Source organism: Heyndrickxia sp. FSL W8-0423 (genome assembly GCF_038009395.1).
In the GTDB taxonomy this organism is placed as follows: Bacteria; Bacillota; Bacilli; order Bacillales; family Bacillaceae_C; genus Heyndrickxia; species Heyndrickxia sporothermodurans.
Genome location: NZ_JBBPBE010000001.1, coordinates 122,986 through 146,373, shown reverse-complemented (window position 1 = coordinate 146,373; position 23,388 = coordinate 122,986). Strand labels below are relative to the sequence as shown.

Annotated in this window: 21 protein-coding genes and 1 riboswitch; of the genes, 15 read left to right on the top strand and 6 right to left on the bottom strand. The window is 37.1% G+C overall.

All coding sequences use genetic code 11. The annotated features are described in order from the left end of the window. Nucleotides 1-8: 8 nt before the first annotated feature. The 3 genes from MKY81_RS00690 (at nt 9) to MKY81_RS00680 (ending at nt 4,998) form a co-directional block, all read left to right on the top strand. Nucleotides 9-2,084, top strand: a complete 2,076-nt coding sequence (locus MKY81_RS00690; protein ID WP_108072280.1) for an SA1320 family protein — start codon at nt 9-11, stop codon at nt 2,082-2,084. Nucleotides 2,085-2,397: 313 nt separating this feature from the next. Beyond that, on the top strand, nt 2,398-4,338 hold the full coding sequence (locus tag MKY81_RS00685; RefSeq protein WP_165797665.1) for a beta-N-acetylglucosaminidase domain-containing protein: 1,941 nt from the start codon (nt 2,398-2,400) through the stop codon (nt 4,336-4,338). A gap of 297 nt (nt 4,339-4,635) precedes the next feature. After that, on the top strand, nt 4,636-4,998 hold the full coding sequence (locus MKY81_RS00680) for a hypothetical protein (RefSeq protein WP_066228120.1): 363 nt from the start codon (nt 4,636-4,638) through the stop codon (nt 4,996-4,998). Between the two features lie 151 nt (nt 4,999-5,149). Here the strand turns inward: MKY81_RS00680 and MKY81_RS00675 are convergent, their stop codons facing one another. Beyond that, nucleotides 5,150-5,353 carry a hypothetical protein gene (locus MKY81_RS00675; RefSeq protein ID WP_066228119.1) on the bottom strand — a complete coding sequence of 68 codons (204 nt, stop codon included), beginning with the start codon at nt 5,351-5,353 and terminating at the stop codon, nt 5,150-5,152. 912 nt (nt 5,354-6,265) lie between these two features. Between MKY81_RS00675 and MKY81_RS00670 the strand changes: the two genes are divergently transcribed. The 8 genes from MKY81_RS00670 to MKY81_RS00635 all read left to right on the top strand — a co-directional run bounded on the left by MKY81_RS00670 (nt 6,266) and on the right by MKY81_RS00635 (nt 12,276). Then, nucleotides 6,266-6,649 (top strand): YwqH-like family protein, encoded by a 384-nt coding sequence (locus MKY81_RS00670; RefSeq protein ID WP_066228116.1) that lies wholly within the window; start codon nt 6,266-6,268, stop codon nt 6,647-6,649. A gap of 4 nt (nt 6,650-6,653) precedes the next feature. Further along, a complete protein-coding gene (locus tag MKY81_RS00665; protein WP_066228114.1) occupies nt 6,654-6,953 on the top strand; it encodes a DUF5344 family protein in 300 nt (99 codons plus the stop codon). Further along, nucleotides 6,950-8,464, top strand: coding sequence for an LXG domain-containing protein (locus MKY81_RS00660; protein WP_066228112.1), 1,515 nt, complete (start codon nt 6,950-6,952; stop codon nt 8,462-8,464). Before MKY81_RS00665 ends, MKY81_RS00660 begins: the two co-directional genes overlap by 4 nt. 14 nt (nt 8,465-8,478) lie before the next feature. Beyond that, nucleotides 8,479-9,345, top strand: a complete 867-nt coding sequence (locus tag MKY81_RS00655; protein WP_066228109.1) for a hypothetical protein — start codon at nt 8,479-8,481, stop codon at nt 9,343-9,345. Beyond that, entirely contained in the window at nt 9,342-9,791 is a 450-nt protein-coding gene (locus MKY81_RS00650; protein WP_066228107.1) for a DUF5085 family protein, read from the top strand. The genes MKY81_RS00655 and MKY81_RS00650 overlap by 4 nt, the downstream gene beginning before the upstream one ends. 1 nt (nt 9,792) lies before the next feature. Next, nucleotides 9,793-10,233 carry a DUF5085 family protein gene (locus MKY81_RS00645; RefSeq protein ID WP_107920490.1) on the top strand — a complete coding sequence of 147 codons (441 nt, stop codon included), beginning with the start codon at nt 9,793-9,795 and terminating at the stop codon, nt 10,231-10,233. A gap of 39 nt (nt 10,234-10,272) precedes the next feature. Further along, the gene (locus MKY81_RS00640) at nt 10,273-10,677 is read left to right on the top strand and encodes a hypothetical protein (protein WP_108072288.1); all 405 of its coding nucleotides are present in this window, start codon (nt 10,273-10,275) and stop codon (nt 10,675-10,677) included. 216 nt (nt 10,678-10,893) lie between these two features. Continuing rightward, nucleotides 10,894-12,276, top strand: coding sequence for a vWA domain-containing protein (locus MKY81_RS00635; RefSeq protein WP_341116208.1), 1,383 nt, complete (start codon nt 10,894-10,896; stop codon nt 12,274-12,276). A gap of 79 nt (nt 12,277-12,355) precedes the next feature. Here the strand turns inward: MKY81_RS00635 and MKY81_RS00630 are convergent, their stop codons facing one another. Both MKY81_RS00630 and MKY81_RS00625 read right to left on the bottom strand, forming a co-directional pair. Further along, nucleotides 12,356-13,516: a M20 metallopeptidase family protein gene (locus MKY81_RS00630; RefSeq protein ID WP_107920488.1), complete on the bottom strand. Its 1,161-nt coding sequence runs from the start codon at nt 13,514-13,516 to the stop codon at nt 12,356-12,358. Nucleotides 13,517-13,593: 77 nt separating this feature from the next. Next, nucleotides 13,594-15,021, bottom strand: coding sequence for a YfcC family protein (locus MKY81_RS00625; protein ID WP_107920487.1), 1,428 nt, complete (start codon nt 15,019-15,021; stop codon nt 13,594-13,596). A 186-nt stretch (nt 15,022-15,207) separates the two neighbouring features. Beyond that, nucleotides 15,208-15,312, top strand: a riboswitch (SAM riboswitch). 139 nt (nt 15,313-15,451) lie between these two features. Here MKY81_RS00625 and MKY81_RS00620 point away from each other — a divergent pair. The 4 genes from MKY81_RS00620 to solA all read left to right on the top strand — a co-directional run bounded on the left by MKY81_RS00620 (nt 15,452) and on the right by solA (nt 19,248). Then, nucleotides 15,452-16,486, top strand: coding sequence for a methionine ABC transporter ATP-binding protein (locus MKY81_RS00620; RefSeq protein WP_341116207.1), 1,035 nt, complete (start codon nt 15,452-15,454; stop codon nt 16,484-16,486). Then, complete coding sequence (locus tag MKY81_RS00615; RefSeq protein ID WP_066228089.1) at nt 16,476-17,138, top strand: methionine ABC transporter permease; 663 nt, start codon at nt 16,476-16,478, stop codon at nt 17,136-17,138. The genes MKY81_RS00620 and MKY81_RS00615 overlap by 11 nt, the downstream gene beginning before the upstream one ends. Nucleotides 17,139-17,204: 66 nt before the next feature. Continuing rightward, complete coding sequence (locus MKY81_RS00610) at nt 17,205-18,047, top strand: MetQ/NlpA family ABC transporter substrate-binding protein (RefSeq protein ID WP_066228086.1); 843 nt, start codon at nt 17,205-17,207, stop codon at nt 18,045-18,047. Between the two features lie 67 nt (nt 18,048-18,114). After that, complete coding sequence (gene solA, locus MKY81_RS00605; RefSeq protein WP_108072294.1) at nt 18,115-19,248, top strand: N-methyl-L-tryptophan oxidase; 1,134 nt, start codon at nt 18,115-18,117, stop codon at nt 19,246-19,248. A gap of 346 nt (nt 19,249-19,594) precedes the next feature. Here solA and MKY81_RS00600 read toward each other — a convergent pair whose 3' ends face one another. The 3 genes from MKY81_RS00600 to MKY81_RS00590 form a co-directional block, all read right to left on the bottom strand. After that, nucleotides 19,595-20,791 (bottom strand): hypothetical protein, encoded by a 1,197-nt coding sequence (locus tag MKY81_RS00600; protein WP_341116200.1) that lies wholly within the window; start codon nt 20,789-20,791, stop codon nt 19,595-19,597. A 502-nt stretch (nt 20,792-21,293) separates the two neighbouring features. Further along, entirely contained in the window at nt 21,294-22,307 is a 1,014-nt protein-coding gene (locus MKY81_RS00595) for a FecCD family ABC transporter permease (RefSeq protein WP_341116199.1), read from the bottom strand. Further along, nucleotides 22,304-23,332 carry a FecCD family ABC transporter permease gene (locus MKY81_RS00590; RefSeq protein ID WP_382285842.1) on the bottom strand — a complete coding sequence of 343 codons (1,029 nt, stop codon included), beginning with the start codon at nt 23,330-23,332 and terminating at the stop codon, nt 22,304-22,306. Before MKY81_RS00590 ends, MKY81_RS00595 begins: the two co-directional genes overlap by 4 nt. Between the last annotated feature and the right edge of the window lie 56 nt (nt 23,333-23,388).

The window sequence follows — 23,388 nt, the reverse complement described above, 5'->3', positions numbered from 1 at the left end:
GTGATTAAATGGAAAATACTTTTATTCATTTAAAACAAACACCTGACCAGAATTTAGTACAGTTGAGTGGATTTAGTATTTACAAACATCCACCAAGAAACAGTGTTGTAGAGGTTAACAAAACCGAATATAAGGTTCTAGACACAAATTATGACACCCTTCCATCCGGCCTTGATGCAGCAGTAGTTCTTGATAATACAACAGGAGAAATCTCCATCATCTACGAAGGCACGCAACCTGAAAAGAACAATGCTGATGTTTTGACAGATGCAAGCTTAGTCTTATCGGATAAAACCGCTGATCAATTCAGAGATGCCCATGCCTATTATAAAGAAATGAAGAAAAAATATAAGCATATTGATCATGTGGCAGGAAATTCACTCGGAGGCGGATTGGCCAATTATGTGGCGGTCAAGGAACAGGTTCACTCTGTGACTTTGGATCCAGCAATGTTGCCAGCGGATGTCGCAAAGGAAATGAAAGACTATAAACATGCGAATATCACTAATTATTGTGGAATCTATGATCCTTTAACACTAGCGGAAATGGCTGGTGGGTACGAAAATCGTATGCCCGGAAAAAACATCAAAATCAATTTCGGTATCAGCTGGTTGAAATTTTTCGCCAATAATCATACAGGTTATGTGAGTGATGAAGAAACTAATACAATAAAAGAAAAAATAACTATTGGAAAAAAGGGAACTCCTTCATATGGGGAAATTCATTTCATGGCAGATGCTTATATCAGCACGAATATTTGGACAGGGGATCCGCTTACCGATGAATCAGTCGGGACTTCACAGAGGATTAAAATTAATGAAGAAAGTATGGCGAAATTAGCTTCCGCTATGGAAACGCAAGTTATGGCATCGTGCAAAACTGCAGATGATTATTTGCAACACTCCATTCGGACAGTGGAATCGGAAGGAAGTCATTTAGATGACCGAAAGACGAATCTCCAAATTCAATTTGACGAATTACTTAGATCCAATCCGATGCTCAATCAATTATTAGCATTTGTTAAAGTTGAAAGTTTGGGTATGTCAATGTTGAAAAAAGTGAGCCCAGCCGGTGGGTTCATGCTAGATTTGTTTCATTCCCCTTTTGCTGAAAAAATAACATCAATCCTAAGCAGCATCAGTCGATTACAAGGATGTTTAGTGAATCTTCCGTTATTAATTGCCCAATTAGGTCAAGCAATTTTAGATTTAGAGGAATGCATTACATCCATCACCCAAAAGGATATTCCACTTCTCTTTAAAGGAATCGATAATCATTTTCTAGATGGTATTGTCGATGAATTAAAAGCACATTATGAAAAAATAGACGTAAATAAAGCGACCGTATTGAAACAAGTTTCAAATTTTAAAACACAAACTGAAGAAGTAAAAGAGATGTTCGAACAATTGGATACTGAAATAGGAAATCGAATAGAGGATGGAAAAGGGGGCGGATTAGAATCTGTTTCTACGAAAATCACCCCATCACTACAGGTGATATGTGAGCCATCACCTTATTTGAAAGCGGGAATGGATATTCGCAGGGAACAGCTTCAATATAATTTTAATCGATTCTCAAAAAACACGATTGCTCAATTGGACCCAATTTTAAATCAATTAGGATCCATTACCAATCAGCTAATTAATGTCCTGTATGACGCTCAAATAATTGTAAAGATCATGAAATTCGAAGCCAGTTTGATTCGTATTCCTTTTGTTTCCTTTGATAATCGACTGAGGGAGAAAATTTCAGAAATGGATCAGATGGTTTCAACTGCCATTGATACATGTGAACATGTGAAAGTGCTTATCGCAAATATCATCGACCATCTACCGGACATTCTCCAGTCTTTCAAACCATACATCGAAATCGCCCTATTCAATGGCACTCAATATGAGGCAGTCATCATATATAATATCTCTGCATTAAGCATCTTAGAGCAAATGAAACTTCAATTTAGGGAAATAAGTTATCAGCTTTCAGAAAACGAAGCAAAGACCATTCAACAACTATTCCAACAAGCGAGTACAATAGAAGGAAATATGGACGTATTGATTGAACAAGTTAAAAGAGGGACATTGTGAGGCTTTTATTAGAAAGGGGACAATGGTCCATCGTCTACGCTATCACCTATTTCCAACTACCCATTAAATGAAGCAAAGCAAGGAAATCGTCCCTTGCCCTATTAGTAAATTAATACCAAATTCATCAGATTATATTGACCTTTGGATTGGAAGCGCTTTAGAATGTGAGTATATAATTGGTTTCATGTTACTGGGCAGGACTAGGCATGGAAAACAAACTTGGGAGTGTCCCAATTGTTTTCTATGCCTTTTTATTTTCATTAGAACAAACCAATTATGGAAAATAAAATTGCGAAGAAGGAAGGGAAGATTTTTGAAATTAAGACATTGGATTAAGCTCACTATTATTTTCACTTTGATTTTTAGCACCGTGATTAGTATTAAAACACCTACGACCTCCGCAAAAGAAAAATATCCATTAGAGTATGAAATATACCCTGTACCTCACAAAGTATCCTATCACAAAGGTGAGACGAAATTAAACAAACCGATCCGCGTGATTTACGATGATACGATTGATTCCGTAACAAGAAAAAAGGTAAAAACTATATTGAAACAAAATGGTTATCCAACCCCGACAGTAGGGAAGAAGCCAGCTGCTGATAGAATCAATCTATTGGTTGGGACGAAGAGTTCAAACGGTCCCGTTGATCAATATGCCTCCAAGCATCTGAAAGGGAAAGGAGTGGATTTTTCTAAAATTGATGCCTATCAACTAGAAATTCAAGATAATACGATTACAATTTTAGGAAAAGATACAGATGCAAGCTTTTATGGTGTTGTAACCCTTGACGCTATTTTAGGACAGTTAAAAAACAAAAAAGTACGAAACTTATCGATTCAAGACTTTGCAAACACAAAAATCAGAGGATTTATAGAAGGATATTACGGAATCCCTTGGAGCAATGAAGACCGAATGTCATTGATGAGATTTGGCGGAAAATATAAAATGACGTCTTATATTTTTGCTCCAAAAGATGATCCTTATCATAGGGAAAAATGGGATGAATTATATCCCGCTGAAAAGTTATCCGAAATTAAGGAAATGGCACAAGTCGGAAATGAAAACAAGACACGGTTTGTTTGGACGATTTCCCCGTTAGGTGAAGTTGCTAAAATTGCCCAATCTGGCGGAGACCCGATGTTAAAACTAGAGGAAAATACGAAAAAAATGCTGGCTAAATTCGATCAATTATACGATGTAGGAGTTCGGCAATTCGGTGTTTTAGGCGATGATGTCGGCAGTCTGCCAACCGATTATGTTGTTTCCTTAATGAATTCCGTACATGATTGGGCAAAAGCAAAAGGAGATGTCTATGATATTTTGTACTGTCCAGCAAGCTATAATTCCGGTTGGGCTTGGAATCCTTCAGAGTTGAATGCTTATGAAAAAGGATTTCCTAAAGACATTCAAATCTTCTGGACTGGGTCAACGACATGTGCACCAATTGAGCAATCTACCATTGATACGTTTAAAAATAAGAGCAATGATGGTGTCGAAAGAAGAGATCCCTTATTCTGGCTAAACTGGCCAGTCAATGATGTGGATATGTCACGCGTATTTTTAGGAAAAGGAGAAATGCTTCAACCGGGAATTAAGAATCTTTCCGGTGCTGTAACAAATCCAATGCAAGAAGCGGAAGCATCGAAAATCGCTCTTTTTGCGATTGCAGATTATTCATGGAATACGAAAGACTTTAACGCTCAAAAAAGTTGGGATGACAGCTTTAAATATATTGAACCAAATGCAACGAAACAGCTGCATACATTAGCAAAACATATGTCGGATGCTAACCCTAATGGTCTTACCCTCTCTGAAAGTGAAGATATAAAAGAATTGCTCGAGACCATCACATCCAAATTGAATAACGGAAAATCATTAAAAAAAGTTGCGCCGGAAACGATAAACGAACTCAAAAAAATTGCAGATGCTGCGAATGGATTTTTAGCAAAAACTAAAAATAAAAAGCTGAAAACAGAGTTAACACCTTTTGTGAAAGCATTAAGAGATATGGTATTAGCGGATATTGAATTTATCAGAACAGAGCTCGCGATAGAAGCAGGAAATAAGGCGAAAATCTATAAACACTTTTCAAAGGCGTCGATTTTACGTAAACAAAGCTTAAATTATGATCGTCCAACTTTAGAAGGTACATTGAAAACAAAGCCGGCTAAGAAGAGACTGCAGCCATTTACTGATCAATTAGAGAATAAAATTTCATCAAAAGTAGCAAAGATGCTTGATATCCACTAAATAATGATGGGGCGGCGGACCACAAGTCCAATGTCCCGTTTTCTATAATCGGGGACGCGATTTTGCAGTATTTTCAAACGGGGAATGCGTCACAAAAACCAAAGTATGATGCACAAACAGGAATCTATGAGTCACAAATAGAAATCTATGATCCACAAACAGAAAAAAGGTAGAATTTCCAACAATGTATGCGTCACAAAACCCAAAGTATGATGTCCCCGTCTTATAGACACAAATAAAAGAAATTTTTAAAATGATCTCTTTGTTATATAATAGTTGGAAGGAGGTGATAGGAAAATGAATGTTGATAAAGTTGAAAATATGCTATCACAATTAATTAGAATGGTAGGAACCCTTCAATCTGATGTAAAAACTCTTCAATCAGATGTTAAATCCATTCGGGCGGAGCAACAAGAAATGAAGAAAGAACAACAGGAGATGAAGAAAGAGCAACAGGAGGTGAAAAAAGAACAACAAGAAATGAAACAAGAACAACAAGAAATGAAGCGTATCCAGCAAGAAATGCAATCAAAAGGAGAGGAACGGCATAAAGAAATAGTAAAACAATTGAAATCTTATCAAATTGATCAGGACTTCATATGGGAAAAAACAGCACGGAATGAAAGGGAAATTAACAATATTAAATGCAAATTAGGTTAACCACGTAAACCTTCAACCATAATGCTGCAGAAAAATCCTCTTTGGAACATGGAGACGGTTTTCATGTTCTACCTTCCTACTTACAAGAAATTACAGAAAAAAGGACGGTACTTTTACTTCAATGAAACAGTAGAAGAACCGTCCGGATTTTTTATTCGTTTTGTTCTTGAGAAATGTTTTCAGCGGTTCCTTCCAAGTTTTCTTGGGTTCTTGGTTGTCCTCTGAAAAAGAAGTCCCATGGATTTCTTCTTTCTGGTTGAGTGTGATGAGGACGCTCCTGTATAACTTCAACATTTTTTGCATGTATGACAAGGTTATCCACATGGATGACCTTTTCGCGTTTTTGATTAGACATAATTCCCCTCCTTTTCTCCTTCCTATTTATTAATGGTATTCAATAAATAATAAATGGTATGGGCGCCGACAGTGGTTCCGGTCCATTTTTCCGACTATTTAACAAAGGGTATTAAAAACATATTCATTACGAGCGTAAAAATCACGATGTGGGGATTGAAGTGGGAAAGATTTTGGAGAGGTTTACAATGTGATATCAAAAACGGACACTGAATCCGTTATTTTTATAAAATGAACCTACGGAACCGGTGTCCGCCAAACTCGACTAAATCAAGATTGCGCTTCGGTCTGCTTCCTTTCCCCCTAAACATTAATCAAGTAAACGATTGGTTTCATCCACGGACATAACTTTCGCAGGTTTCCTGATCCCGTCCGTATTTAATTCCCCGGTTACATGGCATACATTACATGTATACTGTCATCCTTTAACATCAGAAAGCATACCGGCCCCTTCACAAGCCTTGCATGTAATTTCTCTATTTATCATCTTCATCCCTCCTGAATTGGACTACTATTTTTGCCGATTTTTCATATAGTTGATTAATCCACCCGCCTGCGTTGCGAAAGTAAATGTTTCCTGTTAATTTTATACCCCAGACTTTTGGCATTTTTACGTAAAAAATTTTGTGTAATGTTTGATGACATCACATACACTCCTAATCATTCACTTTTTTTCCTAGTTAGTTTTTTGACCTGACTTGAGGAACAATCCCGCTCTTTCCATTTTTAGGACTTTTTCACGATTGAATTCAGTTTTTATCATAAGTAAAATTAAATAGAATGGAAAATTGATGCAAAAGTAAGGGATAATTTTCTTACAGTCGACAGTAGTGTTGAAACTTCCTAGTTTATTACGTCATGGAACGAAAACCTTATCTGTTTGGAAACGTGAATCCATTGCGGAGGTGAAAGAATGAGTGATGTGGAAAAAGCCGTCAACATTTTAAATCATGAGATATCTAGACTTTCTGGAATAATGTCTGAGAATGAATTAAAGATAAAACGCTTATGGAAAGCAAAGAGCAACATCGAAAATGATCAAGAGGAGCTTATTCATCACCAAAAAAAAGTTTATAAGCCTGAATTTTCATCTAATACTTGGGCAGGTAGGCATGCTTCTAAGCATTTGAACATACTTGATAGAATTAATAGAAGTTATAAGCAGATAGCCAATAATCAAGTTGAAGATGTGATCGATGCCATTGAATCGAAAATTAAACAATTGGAGAGTGAAAATCATCATCTTATGAGTTCTGTTATTTCAAAAAGGAGAGAACTATCAGGATTAAGAAATTAGACGAATGGAGAAAACAATGCAGGAGATTAAAGTAGTAAAAAGTGAAATAGAACCTATATTGCGCGATTTAATTGCAGTGACAAATAGGCTAGATTTGAATCAACCAAAAACGGAGTTCCTAAAGTCCACCCTTAGCGTCATTAATAAAATTGAAGACATTGAACAGAACTATTATGAACTCCTTAAAAAATATAAATCCCTTTTACTTACTACTGAAAATGAAGCATGGTCTGCTATTGAAAGGTTTATTGAAGCGGAGAATAAAATAGCGGATAGTACTTTTGGTAAGGAGACCGTGCGATGAAAATTTTGAAAGTATCCGAGCTTACTCATGCAATTGATCTTATCATTATGAAAAAGAAAACGGAAAAAAAGCAACTTCTGGCTATTCATAATGCAGTGAAAAAAGTTATTGGATTGGACGATGCTTTAAAGGGCGAAGGCGGAAATGCCATACGGGAAAATTTCACGGTTCTTCACATACCTGTTCTTTTATTATTAGAAGAATTCCTTGATCGCTATATCGATGAACTACGGGAAATTAAAAACGTCGTAGAACACTATGAATCCCAGGATGGACTTGTCCGTGAGGATTTCATTGAACACGATGCCAAGCTCGGTCTTACCAAGGTAGAAGAAAGATTACATAATACCTTACAAAACATTCAGCATCATTTGAGTTCGGTCAATGATTTGGTAGCCGCTCCCACATTCAACACACGAACATTTGACACATATATAAGCGATGCAAAAGCACATCTTCGTGAAACAATTGACGATTTAGACCACCTCGATCATAACAGTACAACTAAGCTAAACCCCTCCACCGAAAAATTGCAGGAAATCCAGCAATATACAGGGAAAATCAGCAACTGGACAAAGAATGGAATATTCTTAAGTGAAAAAGAGGTTGGTGAAGCCGGGGAATCACTAAGCGGGGATACATTCCAGAAGATGGTTGATGACTTAGGGCTGGTTACTTTAATTAGAAACACAGGAGTTAGTTTTGGTGCCGCCATCATGAATTCTGGTAAACTCCTAAGAATTGGTGATTTGCATTTTAAAATGTTTAAGCACAAAGGCAAAATTTATATTAAAATTAAAGGTCAGGAACTTAAAAATATAAGAGATTATGAGAAATATCGTAAATTACTCGTAGAAAACCTTGGTGGTAAGTGGAAATGGAATCGTGACTTGGTAACAGAGCTCGTTAATGGAGGAATTCCTCTTTATGATAAGATTGGTAATAAGTTATTTCGAACAAATAGTAATAAATTTACGAATAGCCAATTTGAAGATTTAAGAAATTATGTAGATCGAGTAGATCAATCTAAATTAAAGGTTGCAAGCAAGACATTTAAAGATGAAATGAAAATTTGGGAGAGTTTTAAAGGTTGGAAAAGCGCTTCAAATTTAACCAAACTTGGAAAAGGTACTGGAATTTTAGGTACCGGCCTTACTGTGTATGATGACTTTGTAGGTAATTTTTATAATGATAAAACAGGTAAGTGGGAATATACGGGTGGAAAGCAAATTAAGAAATTCGCAGTAGATACAACGATTGATCTAGCTGCAGGTGCCGGGGCTATGGCAGCTGGAGCAGCGTATGGATCAGCGCTCTTACCTCCTGCTGGTACGGTAGTAGGTGCGGTAGCAGGTGCTCTAGTTTTTGGCGTAACAAACGTAAAAATTCCTATATTAGAACCGCCACAAAGTGTAGTCGAAGTAACAAAAGACATTGCTAATAAAGCTGTTGATAAAGTTTGGGACTGTGCAAAAGATGTCGGAAAAACACTTGATAAGATTTTTTGGTAAAGTTGGAGGTTTATATGTTAAAAGAGTGTGTTGAAGATGATTTTTATGAGTTAAGGATGGTAGCAGTAGATCGGTTAAGCCCTGATGGCATTTCTGTATTTTTCTGGGGTGCTTTCGCAATAAGTGCCGTAGTAACAAGCGTGCTGGCTTTGGGGATTTTTGGGAGTAGCCACCATGTCACAAGCATTTTTTGGGTTATAATTGCGAATGTTAGTATTGTTCTTTTAATAACCCAATTATTATTTACATTTTTGTATTCAAAGGAAAAATACGCCTATCGTTTTCAAAGATTGCAATCAATATTATTGAGTATTATTTCATTAAAAACGTCTACTGAATTTTATTTAGCTCTTCTAATATTTTGCATGGGAAAAAATGTACCTAATAACATTAGGACTACTGCTATTATTTTATGTATTGGTGGGCTAATCTATTTGATTGTTTCAACAATTAGAGGTATCCAAAGGGTTAGAAAAGGTGAATTTCGCAAAGGTGGAAAAGGATTATATAATTTTGCACAGTCAAAAGCTCAAATCAGTTTTCCCATCGTATTTGGTGTTACGATGCTCGGGGGATCAATTTTCAAGGTGTTATCCGATTCATCAGTCAGCTTTGGTCCATTATTACAATTGTATTTTTTTCTTTTATTATGTGTTGTCTTTCAATACGCCGTTGCCTTTGCCTGGCCAGAGTTTTTCTTACTTACTTATTGTAAATTCAGGTTTGATTCGTTCATCATCCCAATGCCTAAGCGACCTATTAAAGAAAATAAAACCACCAAACGGACCAAGACTAGGAAGAATCAAACATACCTAGTGACCCATCATAATAAACAAAAGAAGAAATCAACTGAAAAGAAGGTCGGTGGAGGAAAAAAATGAAAATCAAACGGTGTCCGATAATTTTTCATAATGTAATAAGTACTTCCGCAAGATGTAAAACAAACGGGTGGCACATTGTAGCAAGAGACTTTCGAAATGCCATTATTAAAAATGGATTATATAGCACTGGCCCGATTATTTACAAAGTCTCTCATTTTGATAAATCAGTGAGTGAGGCTGATTATACGTTTTATATGCCAGTGAATACATCTATACAAATGGAGGATAATGACAAATATCGATTTGATGAATTGTGGAAGTTTGATGACGGTTTAGCGTATAGACATGCAGATGTAGAAGATGACATTGAAGAGTCTTACGAATTACTTCATGCCTCTGCTAAAGCATATAATCTGAAATTAGAGGAAACATTTTACCATATTTATTTAGATGTGTACGGAGAAGGGATCATTGATATTTACGCACCGATAGTAAGGGAGGCATAAGATGATCAATCCTAAAGATGCGATCCGTTATACTAATGTCCTATCTAAGCGCGTTTATTTCCACTATACAGAAATTGATAGCATCTTGAAGCAGTTTTTACATGAAGTAATTCAACAAAAGGCAACGATAAAGGGACCATTATTCTATTCAATAACGAACGTTCCTATGGACGAAATGGTGCATGCTGAATTATTTATGCCTATTAAAGAGGATAGCATTGTAACAATGGAAGATTACTATTTTCATAGTTATTATAACGTTGAGGACATGCTCTCGATTTGTTTATTTGACCATTTTGAACAGAAAACAGAAATAGCTTATCACATGTTATTGGATTATATCGAGCACAATGGATTAAATCAAATCACCCCCTTTTATCACGTTATATCAGGTGACGAAATATTCCAATATGTATTTATAAAAGTTGGAGTCTCGTCGTAGAAACAATAAGAACACATTTGTAAATATGGAGGCATGTAAATGTTAAAGGAAAATGATATTATCAATTATTTAAAAGAACATGATCTTTACGATCCAACTGGACAAGACAAAAATGTATGTGGAGTAATTATGCCATCAACTTTGGATTATGTTTTATATGGTGCTGGATCAGTCCTTTCGACAAAATTCAATGTCTTAAATTACTCAGATAAAGGGCTTGTCATCATTCCAATCGATAATCTTACCGGAAAAATCGTACAGAACGCCCATGTATTTATTCCAAAGGATCAAATTACTAATATTGAATTAAAATCAAAACTTGCAAGTTATAAAGTGAAATTTGATACTGCCAACGGCTCAACTAGTTTTAAAGTTAATAAAGTAATGATTGGTGCCGGCTGGCATAAAAAAAACCTTCAAAGTTTTTTAAGTTCAGTAGGTTAAGAGGAAGGAAACAGTGGGGGATGGCCTATTGCTTTGTTGATGTGTAATAGGCCACTAATGTTTTTGTATCCTTTCTGATGTTTGCTAGCCTCCATAAGGAAATGTTTATACATATGAACTAGTACGAATGAAATAGGAATTTTGAACTCTCCCAAAAATGTATAGATTTAGGTATGATGGTAATATATATCCATTATTTAGAAGGGGACATGAACTGTGAAAAAGCTTTTATATGTATTCTTATTTTTGTCACTCATTTTGGCGGCATGCTCGAAGGATGTTTCACAGTCACCAAATGCGGATAAAGACAAAAAACAGTCCACTGAAGTGAAACAAGTAGAGGAAAAGTCAGAAAACGAGTACACGGCAAAGGAAGTTAAGTATTATGACATTGAGATGCCGAAACGTGAATTATCAGATATTGAAAAAGAATTACTTCGTTATCCTGGAAAATACAGCGGCGATCAATACGACGAAGAAAAAGTAAAAGAAGCACTGGATCAGTTGCCTGATGACTTAACGAAGGAACAGTATATGGAGGAGTTAAAGTTTTTATTGAGCGAGGATTATCATAAAGAAATGGAAACATTATTAAACTTTGATTCTACTGTTAATATTTCTGTTGATCGACCTGATGAGTCAGTTGAGATACCGGGCATGAAAACCGCACATTACGCCATTTTAATCGATGCTAGTGGGAGTATGAAAGCTTCTGTTGGTGGGAAATCAAGAATGGAAGTAGCAAAGGAAGCGGTTCTTGAATTCGCTGAGCAAATTCCGGAAAATGCCACCATTTCAATGCGAGTTTATGGTCATAAAGGCACAGGAAGTGATTCTGATAAAAAAATGTCTTGCAGCAGTTCAGAGAATTTTTATAATGGTCGCTTTGACAAGTCAAAATTTAACCAATCATTGAAAAAGGTAAAACCAGCGGGTTGGACGCCTATTGGTCTTGCGTTAAATAAAGTAAAAGAAGATATTCCTAAAAATACGGATGAGGTTGTCGTATATGTAGTAAGCGACGGCATTGAAACATGTGGTGGGAACCCAGTCAAGGCCGCAAAAGCGTTAGTGTCGGCAGATATTGAAACGGTTGTAAACATAATTGGGTTTGACGTAGATAATAAGGGGCAGAAATTACTGAAAAATGTGGCGAGTGCTGGAAACGGTGAATTTACGTATGTTAATTCGGAACGTGATTTGAAAAAGTATTTACGAGCACAATATGAAGAAATTCAAAAAGCATGGATCGAATGGAAGGAAGAAGGAAAAAGAAAAGCAATTGACTTAAAAGAAGAAAAGAAAACATTAGCAATAAACACGAAGGAAAGCATGAAAGAAAAAAGCATTCGTGAAAAAGAACGAATGAAACAAGCAGGGGAATATTTAAAAACGCGATTTGAGGATTACAGTAATCCGGCTAGACAATTATTCTCTAAAATTGTTAGTTATGGGGATAGTAAATGGAAGTATGCAGTCGATACAGGTAACCTTATGTGGAGAGAAGTTGTCGATAATGGCAATGATGAGTGGAGGAAATTTGTAGATGAGGGAAACAAAAAAATTAAAGAAACGATTGATAAGAAAAATGGAAACTAAAGCAAGGGACTACTAAAACAAGGGACTACTAAAACAACGAAAAGCACACTCGATAGGAAGAGTGTGCTTCAATATGAATCTATTCACCATTCAATGCCAATTGAATCATCAACTCAATGGCGGTAGGGATCGCATCTTCATCAATATCGAATAAAGGATGGTGATGCGGGTATTTGCTTTTTTCACTTTGCATGCCTACATTAATGAAGGCACCTGTTTTTTCCTTTAAATAATACGAAAAATCTTCAGCCCCCATGGATGGTTCCATTGGTTCAAACGCTTCTTCACCGAATATATCTTGGATCACCTTTAACGCATATTCACATGCTTCAGGGTGATTGTACAATGGTGGTGTCCCTTCGATAAATTGATAGTGCCCCTTAGCCCCAAAGCTTGCACAAATGGACTCTGTTAATTGAGCTGTTTTTTTGTTCATTAGTTCAGCAGCCTCGAATGTCATTGCTCGAATCGTCCCTTGTAGTTTCACTTCAGACGGAATAACATTGTAGGAATTTCCGGCCTGCATTCCACCGAAAGAGATCACGCCGGCATGTAATGGATGTAAATTTCTGCTGACAATGGACTGAAAGGCTTGGATCAGATGTGTCGCGATATAAATTGGGTCCACTGCGTCTTGTGGTTGGCCACCGTGTCCGCCAACACCTTCAATCGTAATATCGAAATCATCACTGGAGGCCATGGCAAAGCCGGATGCAAAGCCAATTTTGCCTAGCGGAAGCCTTGACATTAAATGAATACCATAAATCACATCGACTCCATCTAATACTCCCTCCTTGACAAGCTGTTGTGCCCCACTTGGTGACGCTTCTTCGGAACTTTGAAAAATAAATACAATATTGTTTTTCACTTGGTCGGGATGGCTACTCATCCATTTCGCAACGGCGAGTAATATCGCTGTATGGCCATCGTGTCCGCAACCATGCATAACACCGGGAACGGTTGATATGTATGGCTTGTCACCCTCTTCGTAAAGAGGAAGAGCATCCATATCGGCTCTAAGTGCAACCGTCTTTTTTCCTTCGGTGCCTTTAAAATAGGCGATTACATTTGGTTCCGAGAAACGTGAATCGACGGGAATGCCGAACTCAGCTAATTTCTCCTTTACATAAGCGGCAGTTTCAAACTCCTGACCTGACAGTTCTGGATGCATATGAAAATGCCTGCGTTGTTCAATTGTCCAAGCTTTTAAGGCTGAATCTACTAGTTTTGTCTGTAACATGATGAACCCTCCGAAATTCTTTATTGAGTATTTAATTAGACATAAGGTGCAATTCTTCCTGTTTCATGGATATTATTTTAAAACGGTCCATAATGAATTGCTTGGGCGATGAGTAGGAATACGACACTGATTCCGATCTCGATAAAAATAAATGGCAGTACCCATTTGAACCATTTCGTAAATGGAATGCCCGCGATAGCAAGGCCGGCAATTAATACCCCTGCCGTTGGAAAAATAGAGTTGGTGATGCCATCCCCGAGCTGAAATGCCAATACGGCTGTCTGTCTAGTTACACCAACTAAGTCAGATAGCGGAGCCATGATAGGCATCGTAAGCGCGGCTTGTCCACTTCCAGATGGAACAAGAAAGTTAAGGAAAAGCTGGACAAAAAACATTCCTACTGCGTTTAATGCGGGTGATAACTGACTTAAAAGGGAAGAAGCATAATACAAAACGGAATCCATTAATTTTCCATCTTGGAATACAACGAGAATGGCTTGTGCGAAACCGATAATTAATGCGCCACCAATTACTTCCTTTGCTCCATCCATAAAGCTATCCGCCATTTTGTTTGGATTTAATTTTCCAATGATTCCGATGAGGATACCGAACAATAGGAACAAACCGGCGATTTCTGTAATATACCAACCGAATTTTAAAACCCCTGTAATCAATACAACAAAGTTAAGTAAGAAAACAGTAAGGACCCACTTATGGCGAGTTTCTAACTTTACATCAGATGCAATTGTGTTTCCTTTTTGGAAGTTTCCTAGGAACCGTAGTTCTGGCTGTGCTTTAACTTTTTTGGCATAGCGGTAAACGAATAGGACTCCTGCGATATAAAATGTAGCAAGCAATGCCAGTCGGAGGCCAATGCCTGAGAATGTTGGTAATTCTGCAATGCTTTGTGCGACCCCAACATTAAATGGATTCATTATGGCACTCATAAATCCAATATTTGCTCCGAGAGAAACAATCGCAAATCCGACCATTGCATCGAATCCTAAGGCTATTGCCAGTGGGGTGATAATCGCTATATAGATGATAGTTTCCTCTGCCATACCCATTAAGGTCCCACCTGCTGCAAAGAACAACATAAGAACAGGAATAAGTAGCAGTTCACGATTGGCGAGCTTTTTTGAAATCGTCAGTATCAATGCATCAAGAGCACCTGTCGCCTTTAAAATACCGAAAGAACCACCGACCATTAATACGAAAAAGATTATTCCAGCACCTTGAATCATTCCCGTATGAATACTAGTGAATATTTTAAAAAAGCCAACCGGAGACGAGTCCGTCAAATGAAACGAATCAGGAACAACGATCGTTCGGCCATCCTTATCTACTCGATCATATTCCCCCGCAGGTACAATGTATGTTAATACAGCAGCAATAATAATCACGAAGAAAATAAGGACAAAAGCATTGATATTTCTAACGTTCTTCTCCTGATCTTGAGGAGGGGACTGATTTTTTGGTTTAAATTGAAGAAGAGTGTTGGGCATTTTGTAAACTCCTTTTTAAATAATTGATATGAATTTTTATGCAACCAATTGTAATATATATTCATTGGTTATGCAAGAATAGTTTAATATTTTTGTATTACCAAAGAAAGCCTATCACTCTTATTCAAAAAAAGTATTGACAATTAATGATTAATTTTATAGTATTAAGTAAATTTTAAATTGAATAACTTATCCAGAGAGACTGAGGGACAGGCCCGATGACGTCCAGCAACCTTCTATATATGAAAGGTGCTAATTCCTGCAGAATGTTATCATTCTGAAAGATAAGGTTTAGATAGACGCTAACCACTTTCGGATGATTGTGGTTTTTTTTATTGTCTAGCGCAACCAACCTGAAAGAACATTTGCTTGTCGGGGCTAAGCAAGGCGCTTACGCTTTTCGTATTGGTTTTTGAAAGGGGAAAACAACATGCTTGTACTAGAAGATATCCACAAATCGTATGGAAAAGAGAATAAGGTTCATGCATTAAAAGGAATTAATTTGAAAGTAGAGAAAGGGGAAATCTTTGGGGTTGTAGGATTTAGTGGTGCTGGAAAAAGTACTCTCATCCGTTGTGTGAATTTATTAGAACGACCTACTGCTGGAAAAGTGTTAATCAATGGTGTGGATCTCTTATCCCTACAACCAAGTGAATTACGAAAACAACGAAAGAAAATCGGGATGATTTTTCAGCAATATAATTTATTGCATTCGAAAACCATTTTCCGCAATGTGGCAATGCCGCTCATTTTAGAAGGGAAACCGAAGGATGAAATTCAGAGGAAAGTCACTCAATTATTATCCTTTGTCGGGTTAGAGGATCACATGGATAAATATCCCGAACAACTATCTGGAGGGCAGAAGCAGAGGGTTGGAATCGCAAGGGCGTTGGCAACTGATCCCGATATTCTTCTTTGTGATGAAGCAACATCAGCCCTTGATCCGAATACGACGGAGGCAGTGCTGGAATTATTACGCAAGGTACGCGATGAATTAGGAATTACTATTTTGATGATCACTCACGAAATGAATGTAATACGCGATATTTGCGATAAGGTAGCGGTCATTGAAAGAGGAATCATTGTTGAACAAGGTTCGGTAATCGACGTGTTTACTGAACCGAAAACGGCTATTGCAAGAAGCTTCGTACGAACCGTTTTGAACGATACCATTCCTAAATCGGTACAAAAGCTGATTGAAAAGAGCAGTCAAGCGAACCCACATGGTATTTATCGGATTATTTTTAAAGGGGCATCAACGAATATACCATTATTATCGAATATAGCCAAACAGTTTTCAATCGATTTGAATGTTCTTCATGGAATGATAACGGAGCTCCAAGGGAAACCTTTTGGAAATTTAATTGTAGAACTAAAAGGAGATGCGGATGAAATCCATCGTGCCGTCCATTACATACAAGAGCATGATGCAGTAATTAAGGAGGTGACAGAAGATGGCTTTTGATTGGAGCTGGTTCTGGCCGGAATTTTTGACAGCTATAAATCAAACCTTCTATATGGTAATAGTCGGATTAATTATTTCGATTATTATTGGTTTGCCCATCGGGGTTGTGTTAGTTATTACAAGAGAAAATGGGATTCTTGAGAACAAAATTATTTTCAATATTCTTAATGTCATCATCAATATTTTTCGTTCCGTACCGTTCATTATCCTAGTCGTGGCCATTATCCCCTTCACCCGATTAGTGGTCGGAACGTCGATTGGGACGACGGCAGCAATTGTCCCACTTGTTCTCTATACAGCGTTTTATATCGGTCGATTAGTTGAAAACTCTTTACTAGAAGTGGATCACGGTACCATCGAATTAGCACAAGCGATGGGTGCAACACCGTGGCAAATTATCTGGAGATTTCTACTTCCCGAAGCCCGAAGCTCGTTAGTTCTAGCCTTAACGATTGCGACCATTGGATTAATTGGTGCTTCAGCTATGGCAGGAGCTGTTGGTGGTGGAGGAATCGGTGATTTAGCGATTACGTACGGATATAACCAGTTTAAGACCGAAGTAATGATTATTACCGTCGTCACACTAATCATTTTGGTTCAACTCGTTCAATCACTAGGAAATATTATTGCGAAAAAGTTAAGACGAAAATAAACCACATCAACGATTGTAAAAGGTCATTCTTTTTATAATAAAAAACTACATGGAGGAATCAGGAGTATGAAAAAACTAGCAATTATTTTACTCGGCTTACTAATTATTCTCGCCGGGTGTGGATCAAACAGTAGTTCAGGAAAAAGCGGGGACAGCAAAACAGTGAAAGTAGGTACATCGTCAGCAGAAGTTCCAACATGGAATCTCGTTAAAAAACTGGCAAAAGATAAAGGAATCAATATTCAAATTGTAAAATTTGATGATTATGTTCAGCCTAATCTCGCTTTAGACAGTGGAGAAATTGATATTAATGCATTTCAAACCGTCGTCTATTTTGATAGCTTCAAAAAGGATCGTAAATTAGATTTATCCGCAATCGGGACGACTAGCATTTGGCCAATGGGAATGTACTCTAAAAAAATTAAAGACATTAATGAAATCAAAAATGGGGACCAAATTATCATCCCGAAAGACCCTACGAATCTAGGAAGAGCCCTCTTGCTTATGCAAAAAGCTGGTCTTATTAAATTAAAAGATGGCTTTACTGGCGCCGGCGGAGTAGAAAATGTTGTTGATAATCCTAAGAATCTTAAAATTACACCGGTTGATGCAGGACAAACAGCTCGTGGCTTAGACGATGCAACAGCATCAATTATCAACTGTGATATGGCTATCAATGCCGGATTAAATCCTTCCAAGGACCCGATATTTGGTGAAGATGCCAGCAATAAAGCCTATGTAAATATTATTGCTGCCCAAACGAAACGCAAAAATGATAAGACTTTACAACAAATTGTGGATATTTATCACGATGACGAGGTGACAAGCTTCATCAAAGATCATTTCAAAGGTGCGGCAGTTCCGGTTGTTAAACCAGTTTCTTATTTAGATGACTATAAACAAAACTAAAATGATACGATGGGCTGTTTATTTCTATTAAACAGCCCTTATCTATTGATCGTTAGGAGATTACGAGATGAAACAGGAATCCTTTTTTGATGTCGCAGTTATCGGTGCCGGAACGATGGGAATGGCTGCGGGTGCTTTTTTAGCTAAGCAACAGGTAAAGACTTTACTGATTGATGCCTTTGATCCACCCCATCATCATGGCAGTCACCACGGAGGGACACGGATGATCCGTCATGCATACGGTGAAGGCCGGCAGTATGTGTCCTTAGTTCAACGAGCCCAGCAATTGTGGACCGAGTTAGAAGAGCAGAGTGGGTATAAAATATTTGAAAAAACGGGCGTGCTAGGATTGGGACCGAAAGATTCGGTATTCCTTCATGAAACCATCGAAGCAGCAAAGAAGTATAATCTGCAACTGGAAGTCTTATCCGGAAACGAAATTAAAGAAAAATGGCCCGAAATTCACCTTCCTGAACACTATATTGGTTGTCTTGAAAAAGAATCAGGACTTGTCTATAGTGAAAAGGCTATTCAGGCATATAAAGAAATGGCTTTAGAAAACGGAGCCAAACTTGTCACGAATTCGCCTGTCCTTGAAATCGAAATGGATAATGAAAATGGGATTAAGATGATTACAGCTGATGAGGAATTCTACGCAAAAAAAATCATCGTAACAGTAGGTGCATGGGCATCGAAGCTTTTGCCAAATCTAAAGCTTCCGATTCAACCCGTACGGAAAGTAGTAAGTTGGTTTAAAACACCAAAAGGCAAATTTGATATTGGCCATTTCCCATCCTTTTACGTAGATGATGTCGATAAAATGTTCTATGGTTTTCCAAATATTGATGGCACGGGAATCAAGTTGGGAAGAACAGACGGCGGGCAACCGATCGACCCTGATCAACATTCTCAAAATTTTGGAGCCTATGAATCGGATGAAGGGGAGCTTCGAGATTTTCTGCAAACTTATCTTCCTGAAGCAAATGGATCGCTAGTCGAAGGAAGGACTTGCTTAATGACCCAATCCAGTGATCATCATTTTATTATCGACACACTCCCTGAAAATGATCAGGTCATTCTGGCATGTGGATTTTCTGGACATGGTTTTAAATTTGCGAGTGTCATGGGTGAAGTGCTCAGTCAGTTAGCTGTGAATGGGAAAACGGAGCATGATATTTCATTGTTTGCTTTGAATCGATAGTTTTGAGAAGGATAGAAGGGGGATGTGAACCGGTCATTTTCTATTGGGGAATTGAAATGTATTATTCTTCGAGAGGATAGCTGTTTGCTATCCTCTTTAAATTAGCCTTAATAAACATTTTGCTTTTCTTTCCTGAACTTAGGCATTCGGGCAGAAGGAACAAACATTATCCGCTTTTCCTTCTCAAATCATCTCACTATGCATATGAATCACTCGGTTTCCGCATTTTAACCATGTCGACTATCTTATCGTTATATAAAATTTCTTCTAAACATAATAAAACCAACAAACGAATTTTTAAAACTTTAGTTCCGAATGTTGGTTAATATTATTTCACTTTATTTCATTACTTCAACATTTTAAAATCATATGAATGTATCGATTTTCCTTTAACTGATGAAATAATTTTATCTAATCCCTTAATGTTAATTTCCTTTAGTTTCTTTCCGTTAACCAATGAATATATTTCAATGTAATATTTATCTTTTCTTTTTTCATCATATCTTGTTAAATACAATTTATCATTTTTAAAGAAACTTTCCTCACCATGCCTTACTCCATCCGTTACAGGATTATTTATAGTAAATTTCTTTTCAATTTTATTTGATTTGGTATCAAAAGTTATCACTTGCCCTAATCCATCAATATAATATAGTTTATTTTCAAATATATATGAAGAATTTCTTGTATTAAATGGGAGTGTTGCAGTGATATTGTCACTATTTTTATATTCAATTAAGTTGAATTTATCCTGTTTTAATGTTTTCTTATTTATACGAAATAGTACAGTATTTTCATTAGTATCATCGATATATTCACTTAGTATTAGGTAATAGTAGGATTTATCACTTATAATTGGCGACAAACCGTCAAATTCTAAATCATTTTTATTATCTAGCATAACGATATCTTTTAACGCGAATTTATTAGGTGATATTAATAACTTACGGAGAACATATTTATTCTTAACTGAATCTTGAGTTAAAATTGGAACTTCATTATAATCAACTCCAGAAGTTAAAATATAATATGGCACATTCCCCATTTTAAAACCTTTTTCATTTCCATAATAGACATTGGAATCATAATTACCATTTTCATTTCTACCACTATTAAATAGTGTAAAATATATCTTTTGTTTTTCGAGATATCCTGATTTATCACCAGTATGTTGTTCTTTGTTCATTTTAAATTCCTTGTATGTATTTCCGATTAATCGAATCTTATTTTTATCTGCTAATAATAATTCATTGTCATGATTAACCATAGTTCCCAATTCCAAACTTTTCATTTTATACCCGGTAGCTTTACCTTTATCATTTATAAACACAGCATAACTTACACCTTTATTATCCACATCTTGATCAATGGTTGATGAAAAGTAGATCACAGCTTGTTTATCGTTTAAGAAGTCTTTCTTTTTAATATCTTCATTTTCAATAACTAGTGAAGAATCAATTTTGTTATAAAAGTTTTTATAATATATAAAACATCCAGCTACTATTATTAACAATATAATTAATCCAATAATTATTTTCTTCATCCAAAAACACCCTTCGTATATAAAGGCAATAAGCTTATTAGATTACTTATTTCCTTTATCTTTTTATATATTTCGAACTAGTTTAGTGTCTTTAGCATCTCATACATCTCTCGGATAAACACCTAATCCCTTATCTTTATCTAAATCTAGTTTTGCTTTTAATTTATATGCTGACCATATTAATCTAGAACAATTTTTAGCTCCCTTATGACCTGTTGTTCTATTAGTATTAAAATCCCCTTTATTTTCTATTTATAACAATTACTATACATTATCCCTTTTGTTTAGAAATGATTCAAAATTACCAAATTGATGCCAATTTTGATTGCAATCTATTATCAAGGGACTGTGCTAAAATAGTACAAATTTACTGTTTATTTTACTAGAATCATGGAGAGGTGATCATAAATTATATCTTTTATTGTGATATTTTTTAACTTCTTCATAACCATCATTAAACCACTGTTGAGTATACTTCTTACCACATTCACAACTAAATTCCTTATTTCTGCCTCTTCAATAGTAAATACATAAAATACGGTGCCCCGATTAATGCCACCATGATCCCGGCTGGAATCCCGCTAGGTTCGATAAGATTTCGACCAATGGTGTCTGCGAAGAGCAACAGCCAGCCGCCGATTAGCATCGAAACGGGAATAAATAATTGATTTCGCGGACCGACTAATGCTTTTGCGATATGTGGAGCCATTAGACCGATGAAAGAAATGCCACCCGTCACCGAAACAGCAGACGCTGCAAGCGCAACAGCAGTTAGTAGTAAGACGATCCGTTCCTTTTCAATTGATACTCCAACTCCTATCGCGACTGGTTCACTTAGCCCAAGAAGGTTTAAACGATTTGCCTTGTAAAGAGTGAAGGGGATGAGGATGAGTACCCATGGAAGGAGTGCCCAAATAAACGGCCAGTCATCACCCCAAATATTGCCCGCTAACCATTTCGAAATAAAATCTACCTTTTCTCGCTCAGCGGATGAAATGAGTAGAATTATTACCCCTGAAAGGGCCATCGAAAATCCAATTCCGACTAATACTAATCTTACAGGCTGCAACCCACTATTTTTTTGATATGAAAAAATATAGATTAGGATAGCAGTAAGTAATGCACCGGGAAAGGCAAGAAGGGGCAACATGTATATAAATGAACCCACTTCAATGGGGAAAAATAAAAAGAAAATGGCAATTGCTACACCAGCGCCAGAGTTTATCCCGATAATTCCGGGATCTGCTAAATCATTACGGGTTATTCCTTGCAAAATAGACCCTGATAAAGCAAGGGCAATACCTGCTAACAGCGTAATGATGATTCGTGGGAGGCGGATTGAAAACAATACAAACTCCTCAGAAAATGTTCCATTTCCAAATAAGGTTGGGAGCAATCGATTGTAAGAAAGACTAGCGTCCCCAATTCCCATCCCGATAGCAATTGTTGCCAAAATAAGTATTATAAAAATGCATAAAATTATTCGTTGTTTCTTGATTAATGCTGGATGTATCATGAGAACAGCTTACCTCCTTTTCGAATGATGATCAGGAAGAAAGGTAAGCCTAACGCTGCAACGATGGCGGCCACCGGTGTTTCATATGGAGCATTGATTGTCCGGCCAAGTGTATCAGCAAAAAGCATGAAGGTTGCCCCAATAACCGCACTGGTTGGAATGATAAAACGATAATCTGTCCCGACAATCGCACGAACTATATGAGGAATCATCAGACCGATAAATGCCATATTGCCAACAAGTGCAACGGATGTTCCTGCAAGCAAAATGATCACAATAAAAAGAATCGCCTTTATTTGGGTTGTTTTTTGCCCTAGCCCGACTGCCACTTCTTCATTTAAACTTAAAACGGTTAGCTGTCTAGAAAGGAACATTGATATTAGTATCCCAATCACAACAAATGGAATGATGATTTTTAACTGACCCCATGTAGTTCCAATCATCCCTCCTGATGTCCACATCGATACGTCTTTAGAAAGTTTAAAAATGAGACCGATTCCTTCAGCAATGGCATATAGAAAAGTTGAAACGGCTGCACCTGCCAATACAATGCGAAGCGGTGAAAATCCGCCCTTTTGGAAGGCACCTATGCCAAACACCATGGCAGTTCCAATTCCTGCACCGATAAAGCAGGCAATAGTTATCCAGAAATAATTAGCTGACGGAATAAATGCAAGGGTGAGGGCTAGTGCGGCATTGGCTCCAGCTGATAATCCGAGTAAGCCAGGATCGGCGAGCGGATTCCTTGTTAAGCCTTGCATGATTGCTCCCGAAACTGAAAGTGCAGCGCCTACGACAATTGCTGCAATTTCCCGTGGAAAACGGATTTCACGCAGCATCAAAACGGTGTCAGTTTTCGCATTAGATGTAAGTGCCAGCCATACATCTTTAACAGATGTTTTAGCTGCTCCAAATGCCATCGCAATGACAAACATCCCTACTAATGCAAGTATTCCTGCTGCCAGTTTATACATAAATAGGATGGAGTTTTTCGTATTCTTATTCATCAATTTCCCATCTTTCATACTAGGATAGGGAAGAAGGAGTTGCCGTAATATACATTTTAACAACTCCTTCTCAT

Excerpts from the sequence above, each read along its gene's own strand:
- MKY81_RS00690 (WP_108072280.1), top strand. The coding sequence starts at position 9 with ATGGAAAATACTTTTATTCATTTAAAACAAACACCTGACCAGAATTTA.
- MKY81_RS00680 (WP_066228120.1), top strand. The coding sequence starts at position 4,636 with ATGAATGTTGATAAAGTTGAAAATATGCTATCACAATTAATTAGAATG.
- MKY81_RS00675 (WP_066228119.1), bottom strand. The coding sequence starts at position 5,353 with ATGTCTAATCAAAAACGCGAAAAGGTCATCCATGTGGATAACCTTGTC.
- MKY81_RS00670 (WP_066228116.1), top strand. The coding sequence starts at position 6,266 with ATGAGTGATGTGGAAAAAGCCGTCAACATTTTAAATCATGAGATATCT.
- MKY81_RS00665 (WP_066228114.1), top strand. The coding sequence starts at position 6,654 with ATGGAGAAAACAATGCAGGAGATTAAAGTAGTAAAAAGTGAAATAGAA.
- MKY81_RS00660 (WP_066228112.1), top strand. The coding sequence starts at position 6,950 with ATGAAAATTTTGAAAGTATCCGAGCTTACTCATGCAATTGATCTTATC.
- MKY81_RS00655 (WP_066228109.1), top strand. The coding sequence starts at position 8,479 with ATGTTAAAAGAGTGTGTTGAAGATGATTTTTATGAGTTAAGGATGGTA.
- MKY81_RS00650 (WP_066228107.1), top strand. The coding sequence starts at position 9,342 with ATGAAAATCAAACGGTGTCCGATAATTTTTCATAATGTAATAAGTACT.
- MKY81_RS00645 (WP_107920490.1), top strand. The coding sequence starts at position 9,793 with ATGATCAATCCTAAAGATGCGATCCGTTATACTAATGTCCTATCTAAG.
- MKY81_RS00640 (WP_108072288.1), top strand. The coding sequence starts at position 10,273 with ATGTTAAAGGAAAATGATATTATCAATTATTTAAAAGAACATGATCTT.
- MKY81_RS00630 (WP_107920488.1), bottom strand. The coding sequence starts at position 13,516 with ATGTTACAGACAAAACTAGTAGATTCAGCCTTAAAAGCTTGGACAATT.
- MKY81_RS00625 (WP_107920487.1), bottom strand. The coding sequence starts at position 15,021 with ATGCCCAACACTCTTCTTCAATTTAAACCAAAAAATCAGTCCCCTCCT.
- MKY81_RS00620 (WP_341116207.1), top strand. The coding sequence starts at position 15,452 with ATGCTTGTACTAGAAGATATCCACAAATCGTATGGAAAAGAGAATAAG.
- MKY81_RS00615 (WP_066228089.1), top strand. The coding sequence starts at position 16,476 with ATGGCTTTTGATTGGAGCTGGTTCTGGCCGGAATTTTTGACAGCTATA.
- MKY81_RS00610 (WP_066228086.1), top strand. The coding sequence starts at position 17,205 with ATGAAAAAACTAGCAATTATTTTACTCGGCTTACTAATTATTCTCGCC.
- solA (WP_108072294.1), top strand. The coding sequence starts at position 18,115 with ATGAAACAGGAATCCTTTTTTGATGTCGCAGTTATCGGTGCCGGAACG.
- MKY81_RS00600 (WP_341116200.1), bottom strand. The coding sequence starts at position 20,791 with ATGAAGAAAATAATTATTGGATTAATTATATTGTTAATAATAGTAGCT.
- MKY81_RS00595 (WP_341116199.1), bottom strand. The coding sequence starts at position 22,307 with ATGATACATCCAGCATTAATCAAGAAACAACGAATAATTTTATGCATT.
- MKY81_RS00590 (WP_382285842.1), bottom strand. The coding sequence starts at position 23,332 with ATGAAAGATGGGAAATTGATGAATAAGAATACGAAAAACTCCATCCTA.